At 71.4% G+C, this 9,332-nt stretch carries 8 protein-coding genes; 1 reads left to right on the top strand and 7 read right to left on the bottom strand.

Annotated features, from left to right (window positions below; genetic code table 11):
* The first annotated feature begins 89 nt into the window (after nucleotides 1-89).
* On the top strand, nucleotides 90-1,034 hold the full coding sequence (locus tag CKY51_RS21910) for an IS481 family transposase (RefSeq protein WP_022970592.1): 945 nt from the start codon (nucleotides 90-92) through the stop codon (nucleotides 1,032-1,034).
* 255 nt (nucleotides 1,035-1,289) lie between these two features.
* Here the strand turns inward: CKY51_RS21910 and CKY51_RS21905 are convergent, their stop codons facing one another.
* The 7 genes from CKY51_RS21905 to CKY51_RS21875 all read right to left on the bottom strand — a co-directional run.
* A complete protein-coding gene (locus tag CKY51_RS21905; RefSeq protein WP_152250019.1) occupies nucleotides 1,290-3,083 on the bottom strand; it encodes a carboxypeptidase regulatory-like domain-containing protein in 1,794 nt (597 codons plus the stop codon).
* Nucleotides 3,080-5,353 carry an early set domain-containing protein gene (locus CKY51_RS21900; RefSeq protein ID WP_152250017.1) on the bottom strand — a complete coding sequence of 758 codons (2,274 nt, stop codon included), beginning with the start codon at nucleotides 5,351-5,353 and terminating at the stop codon, nucleotides 3,080-3,082. Before CKY51_RS21900 ends, CKY51_RS21905 begins: the two co-directional genes overlap by 4 nt.
* A complete protein-coding gene (locus tag CKY51_RS21895) occupies nucleotides 5,350-6,540 on the bottom strand; it encodes a BatA domain-containing protein (protein WP_152250015.1) in 1,191 nt (396 codons plus the stop codon). Before CKY51_RS21895 ends, CKY51_RS21900 begins: the two co-directional genes overlap by 4 nt.
* Nucleotides 6,537-6,758: a hypothetical protein gene (locus CKY51_RS21890; protein WP_022971587.1), complete on the bottom strand. Its 222-nt coding sequence runs from the start codon at nucleotides 6,756-6,758 to the stop codon at nucleotides 6,537-6,539. Before CKY51_RS21890 ends, CKY51_RS21895 begins: the two co-directional genes overlap by 4 nt.
* Nucleotides 6,755-7,651 (bottom strand): DUF58 domain-containing protein, encoded by an 897-nt coding sequence (locus CKY51_RS21885; RefSeq protein ID WP_022971588.1) that lies wholly within the window; start codon nucleotides 7,649-7,651, stop codon nucleotides 6,755-6,757. Before CKY51_RS21885 ends, CKY51_RS21890 begins: the two co-directional genes overlap by 4 nt.
* A gap of 10 nt (nucleotides 7,652-7,661) precedes the next feature.
* Nucleotides 7,662-8,654 carry an AAA family ATPase gene (locus CKY51_RS21880; protein WP_022971589.1) on the bottom strand — a complete coding sequence of 331 codons (993 nt, stop codon included), beginning with the start codon at nucleotides 8,652-8,654 and terminating at the stop codon, nucleotides 7,662-7,664.
* Between the two features lie 49 nt (nucleotides 8,655-8,703).
* Nucleotides 8,704-9,332 (bottom strand): DUF4159 domain-containing protein (locus CKY51_RS21875; RefSeq protein ID WP_152250013.1); only part of this gene is annotated, 629 nt, incomplete at its 5' end.

Here is a 9,332-nt window from a genome sequence, read left to right as displayed (position 1 = left end):
GCTAGCTGTGATCTCTCAGTAGGTTGTTCATCCGGGGCATCTCTGGAAGATGGGGGTTACCAAGCCAACCCAGCCCCCAGGAGCCCCGGATGAACCTGCATAAACATGCCCGTTTGAGCCCGCGAGGTCGAGCCCTGCTTGTGGATCGCATCCTTGTTCATGGGCTGCGCGTGGAAGAAGCGGCGCATGCGGCCGGTGTCAGCGTCCGGACGGCCTACAAATGGCTCAAGCGCTTCAAGGAAGACGGGGCGCAAGGGTTGACCGACCGTACCTCCCGGCCTCACGGCAGCCCCCATGCCACGCCTCAGCACGTCGTGGATCAGGTCATCGCGCAGCGCCGTTCACGCCACACGTATCGGCAGATCGCCGAGCAGTTGCCTGTGGCGCCGAGCACCATCGCGCGGTTGCTGCGCCGCGCCGGCCTGCACCGGCTGGCCGAGCTGGAACCGGCGCTGCCGCACAATCGCTATGAATACGTCCAACCCGGCCAACTGCTGCATCTGGACATCAAGAAGCTGGCCCGTTTCCGCCAACCCGGCCACCGCGTGACCGATGATCGGACGGTTAGCTCCCGTGGCATTGGCTGGGAGTACGTCCACCTGGCCATCGACGATCACTCCCGCGTGGCCTTCGGCACCATCGAGCCCGATGAACGCGGTATCAGTGCCTGCAGGGCCCTGATGCAGGCGGTTCGCTACTACCGCAGCCTGGGCGTGCGCTTGGAGCGCGTGTTGACCGACAACGGCGCCTGCTACAAATCACGCCGCTTCCGACGCCTTGTCCGACGGCTCGGCCTGCGCCATCTGCGAACCCGACCCTACACGCCACGCACCAATGGCAAGGCCGAACGGCTGGTGCAGACCAGCCTGCGAGAATGGGCCTATGCGCGCTCCTATATCGACTCCACACAACGCGCCAACGCCTTCCAGGGCTGGCTGCATCACTACAACTGGCATCGACCACACGCCAGCCTCGGCTACAAGCCTCCCATCTCCCGAATTCCACTGAACAACGTGGTGGGTTTACACAGCTAGCGCGTGTCGCGCGCGCGGCTTGCCTTGGTGCTACCAAGCCGGCGAATGCGCGCCCACTGCGCGCCGCTGACCGCCAACGCATCGCGTCTCGACGTGCACCACACGCGCCAGGCCGCGGCACGCTGTGGCGGTCTCGGAACGGGCTGCCTCGGCAGCATGCCCCAGGCCGAGGCGACGACTGTTGCGATGCACGCGATGCGAAGTGGCGTCGCCGCGTCGATGGATCGGATGCCGACCGAGACGCGTGGCGATCGCTCAGCGCTGGTTGCGTGCGCCCGTTGGCGGTGCCGGCCGACGTTCCAGCCCCCACAGTGCACTGGCCAGCACCAACCACGCCAGCAGCCATGGCCAGCGAGCGCCTGCCGCGGGCGCCATGGCAGCGCTGGTCGCAGGCGTGCGGTTGGCGGCCAGCGCGAGGGTCGCCTCGCGCAGCTGCTGCGCATAGAGCGTGGGTGCGGACTGGGGCGTGCGCACGTGCAGCCAACGCTCGCCAGTGTCGCTCTGCAGGCGGTGCCAGCCGGCGGCAGCGGGCCAATACCCTGCGCAGGCGTTGCCGTTGGCGCCTGCGGCGCGATCCAGCAGCAAGGCCTGCTGCGTTCCGTCGGGCGCGATCACCACCGCATCGGCCGACAAGCCGCAGAGGGTCATGCGCTGCTGCGCCCAGCCGGCCTGCACCGCCGGCAGCGCAGGACCATGGGCACGCGCGACACTGGCGAACAGCTGCGCCCACAAGGCCGCGTGCAGATCGCTCCGGCCGGCCAGCACCAGGGTGAAGCTGTCGGCGACCACGCTGACACCAATGCGGCCGCGGCCGGCGGCACGCCACCAGCCCAGCGCGCTGCCGTCGTCGGCGCGTACGGCGGCCATGGCATCGGGCTGCTGTGGCTGCAGGCTGCTGCGCTGCAAGGGCGGCAGCGGCGGCGCGTCGCCCGCCGGCACGGCCGCGGCGTTGCCGGCGGCTGCCAGCGACAGCGGTGCCGCCACTGGCCGGCTGTCCTCGCCGCCTGACGTCGTCAGTCCCAGGGCGGCGAGCGCCGTGCGGATGCGCGCGTCCACCGGCCCGTCGAGCCGCACCAGCACGCCCAGACCACGGCCGATCGCGGCGCGCACGGTCTGGCGGGCGCTCTCGCCCAGCGCGAGCAGGCGCCGTTGATCGATGACCAGCAGATCCAGCCGATCCAGGCTGGTCGCATCGAGTGCGGCCGCCTCGCCCAGTTGCATGCCCGGGCCGACGGCGATCTGGCTGCGCAGCTCCAGTCCGGCGTCGTCGGCCCAGCGGCGCAGGTATTTCAGTTCCGGTTGCGGCGCCCCGGCCAGCAGCACGCCCCGCAGCGGCACGCTGGCGGTCACGACGAGCGGAACGTCGAGCTGGTCGCGCACATTGCCGGCCGTATCGCGCAGGCGCAGGGCGAACTGCATCTGGCCGGGCGCGCGCGCCAGTCCGCGCAGGCGCAGCAGGCCATCCGCGCCGACCGTGCCGCTGTCGACGACCTGGCCGCCGGGGTCGAGCAGGTCGACCCGCGCGCCAGGCAGGCCCTGTACCCGCGCGCCGACCGTCAAGCGCTGTCCTGCCGGCACTGGCGGTGGAGCGGCCAGCGCAACCAGGCCGGTTGGCGGGGCGGTCAACGCCAGGCGCAGCGGCACCGCCAGCCGGTCGCGATCGCGCGCCGGCAGGCCGTGGCCGTGGATCACGAGCTGCGTGGTGCCCGGGGCCCGGCGCAGGGCGGTGGCCAGATCCGGCACCCGCGCCACGCCCGCCAGCGCGGGCGCTTCCGGCAAGGCGATCCACGACTCGGCATCGCCGGCAGCGACCTGCGCGGCCGGCGTGCCAGCGGTGGCCACATGCAGGGTGCCGACCGCACGGTTGCCGGCAGGCGGCAGCAGCACCGGATAGAGCAGGCCGGCCAGCAGCGGTTGGGCGGCGATCAGCAGCCACAGCCGGCCACGCGATTGCGGTATGCGCGCCTGCCGCCGCCACAGCCGCGCGCTGGCCAGCAGCGCCACGGCGAGCAGGCTGGCGGCAACGATCCAGGACAATGGCGCGTTCATGGCGGCGGCTCCCGGCCCAGCGCATCCAGATAGCGCTGGCCGCGGGCGTCCGCGGCCGCGCGCGGCGGTGGCGGTGCCGGCGGGGCGGCGATGGTGCGCCAGACCAGCGCGCGCAACTGCGCCCGGCAGCGCACGCAGTCCGGCTCGGCGCGCACGGTTTCCAACGCGGCCGCCAACGCCAATGGATCGTCCCGCTGCGCACGCGCCTCCTGCAGCCAGCGGGCATAGCGCTCCAGCAAGGCCGGTGGTACCGCGCGTGCTTCGCCCAGCGCCTGCCACAGCTGCAAGGCCGATGGATCGGCCGGCGGACGGGCATCGAGCGTCGCGGCGCGATCGCCTAGTCCACGACGGTCGCCGCTCAGCCGCCGGCTGGGATCGATCGGCGGCAGCTGGGTGCCGACGCGCGGCAGATAGATGCGCTCGGCCTGCTGCACCTGCTTGATGAAGCCCAGCGCCTTGTAGGCGTAGGGCAGGGCGCGCTCGGGCTGGCCCTGGCGCAATGCGCCTTCGGATTGCCACATCTGGTCCAGCGCGGCACGCAGCAACGCGCGGGTCTGTGGATCGAGCAGGGTTGCCGCTTCGGCGTGATCGTGGGTATGGCCGAACTCGGCCAGCACGTTTTCCGCCTGGCCGAAGCTGCTGCGCTCGGGCCGGCCATTGCTGGCGCCGTGATCGTGGTCGTCGTCCAGTGCGGCAGCGCCGGGTTCGGTGGCATTGGCGTCTTGGGCGTCATGCGCGTGCGCGTCGTGGTCATGCTCGGCGTGCGTGTTCGACGCGGCCGGCGCGCTTGGCGCATCGGCGGTGGGCATGTCGGCGGTGGGTAAATCGTCGGCCGGGGCGTCGCCGGTGGGCGGCGCGTCGGCTGTCGGCGGGCGCTGCGGGGCGCCCTCGCTTTCTTCGCCCAGGAACTGTCCATAGCGCAGCCGCAGCAGGCGCTGGTCCACACCGATGGCGTCGGCACGCTTGAGATACGTGGCCGCCTCCAGCCGCGGTTTTTCCTTCAGCAGCGCCTCGGCATCGATGATGATCTGCCGCTGGCTGCGGAAATAGGCTGGCAAGCTGCGACGCACGCTGGCTTCCAGTCCGCTGGCCATGCTCTGCTCGGGCGGCGGCCAACGCAGGATGACGCTGGCGCTGCGGCCTTCCTGCGCGGTGGGTTGGTGGTTGTCATGGACGATCAGCTGGGCGATCAGGTCATCGCCGGCGGTCATGCCCAGCGCCTGCGGCTGCAAGGTGATGGCGAAGGTGCGCTGGCGCGCACTGCCGTTGCCGGCCAGGGTGCGTCGTTCGCTGCGGAAGCTGACTTGCTCGCCGCTGCCGTGAGCCAGGGTCAGTTGCAGGGTCGCACTGGCGGCCACCGCGTAGTCGTCGCTGGCGTCGAATCGCAGCGTCCAGCCACCGTCGGCCGGCGTCCACAGCACCAGGCTCTGCGCCGGTGCCAGCACGCGCACCTGCGGCGGTCGGTCGGGAACGACGTCGAGCCGGTACAGCCGGCGCTCGGCCGGCTGGCCATCGATCAACACGCGGTACAACCGCGGTGCACTGGCCGTTGCCTGGCCCTGCCAGTGGTTGCCGTTCGCACTGCGTACCAAGGCGAGCTGCTGGCCATCGTCGAAGCGCAGCGCGACCGCGCGCGCGGCCGGGGCGATCTGCAGTTGCCATTCCAGCCGGCTGCCGAGCGGCACGCGTGCGTCCAGGCCGCGCAGGCGTGTCGCCGCCAGGCCGGTGTAGGGCGGTGGCGTGCTGCGCAGCTGGGCGTTGCGCAGGTGGGGCGGGCCGGCTGCCACTGCCGGGTCATCCGTTCCGGCGGTGGCCGTCGACGTCGGCGGCCGCTGCGGCCAGAGCACGACTGCCAGCGCGGCGAGCACGCCCAGCAGTGCGCCGGCAAGCGCGGCGCGCCAGCCCCAGGCGGGACGCAGCCGCGGCGGGCTGCGTTGCAGGCGCTGCAGCAGCCGTTGGCGTTGCAGCAGCTGCAAGGGGCCCAGCTGTGCGGGCGTGGCGAACAACAGGTCGGCACTGTCTTCCAGCGCCGGCATCCGATCGAGCTGGCGGATCAGCCAGGCCTGGTCCAGCCGTCGTGCCGCCGCCAGTGCGAGCAGCGCCGCCGCCAGCAGCCCAGCCAGCGCCAGTCCGGCGGCCAGCGCGGGTCCCGCCAGGCGCCAGGCCAACGTCGCCGGCAACAAGGCCAGCGGCAGGCCGGCCAGCAGCACCGCGCCGGCATGTCGGCTGCGGGCCACCATCCAGGCACGCTGCAATGCCGGTGTGCTCATGCCAGCGCCTCGCGGCGCGCGGCGCTTGCCAGCCAGCGCTCCAACGCGAACAGCAGCAACACCAGCGCGATCAGCCAGGTCGCCAGCGGCCGCGGTGGCGTATCCAGCTGGATCGCGCTGCCGGTACTGGGCTGCAACGTGCGGGCGAACGCGCGCGCTGCCGGCGCGTCGACCTGCAACGCCTCTTGCAGACGCGTCGGGAAGTCGGCCTCCAGCAGGGCCGGCAACCGCTGCGGCTGCAGTGCCGCCGCCCAGCGCAACACACGTCCCTGGCCGTGCGCGCGCGCGTCGAGCAGCGGGCTGCCATCGCGATTGCTCAGCAGCGGCTGCAGCGGTGCCGGCGCCGGCGGCAGTGGCAGCGGCGTGTCGGCCGCCAGGACCAGTTGTCCGCCATGTTCCACCCAGCGCAGCACCGCCGGCGGCGGGGGCGTGACCGACAGCCACATCGCCACCGTGCCGGCCGGCCAGCGATCGGGCTGCGCCGCGTCCAGCGTATCCACCGGCAGCGCGCCGGGTAGCGCCCAGGCCGCGTGCAATGCACGCAGATAGCGCAGGGCTGGCGCGTCGACACGCTCGACAATGGCCCGTAGCCGTAACGGCGCGACGGCCGGCACGGCCGGCAATGGTGTGCGGCCGGGCAGCACCTGCCATTGCACCGCACGGGTGAGCTGCAGGCGTTGCGCATCCAGCGGGCCCCACTGCGCCGGCACGATGACCTGCAACGATGCGGCGGCCGGCAGGCGGGCGTCGAGTTCGCGCAGCAGGCTGCTGGCGGTCGGCGCGGCAGCGGGTAGCGAGGTGTCGGCCTTATCGGCCGCATCGACGATCGGTGGGAAGCCCGGCGCCAGCCACAGCCACTGCGCATCGGCGGCGGCTGGCAGGCGGCGCGCCGCGGCCAGATCCACGCCGGCAGCGACCACGACCCGCGGACGTGCGTCGGCGGGCGGACGCCAGGCGGGTTCGGCCAGCAACAGCGCCAGCGCGGTGAGCAACGCCAGCCGCACCAGCAGCAACGGCCACTCGCTCAGGCGCAGTTGCCGACGCGGCTTGGGTCGCGCGCGCAGCCAGCGCAGTGCTGCGAAGTCCAATGGCTGCGCTGCATTGCGCCGGATCAGGTGGATCAGCAGCGGCAGTAGCAGCGCGGCGAGCGCCGCCAGCCCGGCCGGAAACAGCAGCAGCAGATTCACCAGCGCGCTCCGGGTGCCGGCGTATCGCTGTTGGCGTGTGCCAGTCGGCGCTCAGCGCGCGCGATCGTCGCCATGCGGTCGATCGCGGGATCCAGATGGCCATGCGCGTCGATGGCGGTGCCCCACCGACGTCGCTGGCGCGCTGCGCGACAGCGGTCGTCCGCGGTGCGGCGCGCGGTGCCATCACGATTGCGCCCGTGCGTCGACACGCGGCTCATCGGCCCGCTCCCGCAGCGAACAGCTGGCGCAACGCCGCATCCGGCGGGCCGTCCAGGTAATGCACCGCGTGGGCGATCCCGGCCGCCTGCCAGCGCGCCTGGCGCGCGCGCTGTGCCGCACCGAAGCGCTGCAGATACTCCGCGCGCATCGCCGTCGCATCGCCATGCAGCCGTGCGCCGGTCTCGGGATCACGGAAGCGATAGCCGCCAGTCAAGGCGAAGTCGCGTTCGTCGCAGGTCAGCACCTGCAGCTGCAGCACCTCGCGCCGCGCCGCGGCCAACTGCTCCAGGCCATCGTTGAGGGCCTCATCGAAGCCGTCGCCCAGCGACAGCACCAGCGCGTGTGCACCGATCCGCTGCCACAGCGTGCCCAGCGTTGCGGCATTGGGCCCAGCACCGCTGGCACGCAGTCCGTGCAAGGCCAGCCACAGGCGGTCGCGTTGGCGCGCGCCATGGTCGGCGGGGACCACGGTCACCGTCTCGCCGTGCAAGGCGAACAGCCCGACCGCATCGCCCTGCCGCAGGGCCAGCTCTGCCGCGCAGGCGGCCAGCGTCGCCATCGCCTGCAAGCGGGTGCGTTGTGGGGCGGCGTGGTCGGCCTGTCCGGCCGAGGCGCTGGCATCGAGCAGCAGCCACAGCGTCAATGGGCTTTCGCGCTCGGCTTCGCGCACGAAGAAGCGGTCCGAGCGCGCGTAGAGCTTCCAGTCGATCTGCCGCAGCGGATCGCCTGGCACGTAGGCCCGGTACTGGGCGAACTCCATCCCGGCACCGCGACTGCGGCTGGCGTGCTGGCCGATGCCGCGTCCGTGCTGCGGCTGGCGTGCGCGCAGCTGCAGCCCGCGCAGGCGGCTGCGCAGCTCGGCGGGAATCAGCGCCGGCAGCGTTGCATCCACGCCGCCGGCCTCAGTGCGGGAACGGCACGCTGGCCAGCAGCGCGGCCACGACGTCGTCGGCGCTGCGCTGCTCGGCTTCGGCACTGAAGGACAGCAGCAGGCGATGGCGCAGCACCGGCGCGGCCAGCGTGGTCACGTCCTCGCGGGTGGCGGCCAGGCGCCCGTGCAGCAGGGCGCGTGCCTTGGCGGCCAGTACCAGCGATTGCCCGGCACGTGGGCCGGCACCCCAGCGCACCCACTGCCGCACCTGCGCGCTGGCCTGCGCATCGGGGCGGCTGGCGCGGACCAGGCGGTTGATCCACTGCAGCAGATCCGCACCGACGTGCACCTGCCGCACCTGCTGCTGCAGGGCCTGCACGGCGACGGCATCCATCACCTGCGGCACCCGTGCGCTGTGCGTGCCGGTAGTCTGCAGCAGGATGTCGTGTTCCTCCTGCTCGCTGGGGTAGTCCACCCGCACGTGCAGCAGGAAGCGGTCCAGCTGCGCTTCCGGCAGCGGATAGGTGCCGGCCTGCTCGATCGGGTTCTGCGTGGCCAGCACGAAGAACGGTGCCGGCAACGCGTAGGTGGTGCCGCCGTAGCTGACGGTGCGCTCGGACATGGCTTCCAACAGTGCCGCCTGGGTCTTGGGCGGGGTGCGATTGAGCTCGTCGGCCAGCAGCAGGTTGGTGAACACCGGTCCGGGCTGGAAGCGGAAGTGGCGATGGCCGGTGCCATGGTCTTCTTCCAGCAGTTCAGTGCCGAGAATGTCGCCGGGCATCAAATCCGGGGTGAACTGTACGCGCCGGAACTGCAGCTCCAGCGCTTGCCCGAGCGCGCGCACCAGCAGCGTCTTGCCCAGGCCGGGTGCGCCCTCCAGCAGGCAATGGCCGCCGGCCAGCAAGCCGATCAGCATTTGCTCCACCACCGCGTGCTGGCCGACCACCGCCTGCGCCAGTGCCGCGCGCAAGCCGTCGAGCCGAGACAATTGCGCGGCGAGGAGGTCTTCGGTATCAGCGGCCATGGCGGAACTCGGTGCGGTGGGGAAGGCGGTGGTGCAGCAGCGCGGCGGGTCAGTTGGTCAACGCATACATCACGATATTGACGCCAAACTTGGTGTTGTCTTCGGCCAGGAAACGTTTGTTGCGCCAGTCGTAGTCCCACTCGCAGCCGTAGTCCTTGTTGCTGTAGAGCACCCCGAGACGGCCATCGATCTGGATGCCCTTGAGGTAATCGTGCACCAGATCGTCGCCCCAGCCATTGAGCTCGAAGCTGGTGGCCGGCGGGCCTTCGGGAAACGTGAAGAACGCGCTGTAGAGCCGATGGTTGTTGGGCAGTTTCTGCAAGGCGTGCTTGCCGAACAAGGCGGCCATCTGCGCTTCGAATGAGGTGGCGAACAGCCCGTCGATATCGTGGTTGCAGTCGTCGACGAACACGAAACCGCCGTTGCGTACGTAGCGCTCGAAGTGACGGCGTTCGGTCGGATTGAATTCCACCAGTTTGTGGCCGGACAGATAGCAGAACGGCGCCTGCAGCATGCGCGGATCGGCCAGGTCCAGCACGTGCTCTTGCGGATCCACCCGCAGCTGGGTGTAGTCGATCAGCGAGGTGATCAGGTTGGACGGCATGCGTGCATCCACATCCCAATCGCCAGAGTCATAGCGCAGCCGGGTGAACCAGAAATCGTAGGGCTCGGCTGCGC

The sequence above is a fragment of the Xanthomonas maliensis genome (assembly GCF_009192945.1).
In the GTDB taxonomy this organism is placed as follows: domain Bacteria; phylum Pseudomonadota; class Gammaproteobacteria; order Xanthomonadales; family Xanthomonadaceae; genus Xanthomonas; species Xanthomonas maliensis.
This window is presented reverse-complemented; position numbering and strand designations above follow the sequence as displayed.

Excerpts from the sequence above, each read along its gene's own strand:
- CKY51_RS21905 (WP_152250019.1), bottom strand. The coding sequence starts at position 3,083 with ATGAACGCGCCATTGTCCTGGATCGTTGCCGCCAGCCTGCTCGCCGTG.
- CKY51_RS21900 (WP_152250017.1), bottom strand. The coding sequence starts at position 5,353 with ATGAGCACACCGGCATTGCAGCGTGCCTGGATGGTGGCCCGCAGCCGA.
- CKY51_RS21890 (WP_022971587.1), bottom strand. The coding sequence starts at position 6,758 with ATGAGCCGCGTGTCGACGCACGGGCGCAATCGTGATGGCACCGCGCGC.
- CKY51_RS21880 (WP_022971589.1), bottom strand. The coding sequence starts at position 8,654 with ATGGCCGCTGATACCGAAGACCTCCTCGCCGCGCAATTGTCTCGGCTC.
- CKY51_RS21910 (WP_022970592.1), top strand. The coding sequence starts at position 90 with ATGAACCTGCATAAACATGCCCGTTTGAGCCCGCGAGGTCGAGCCCTG.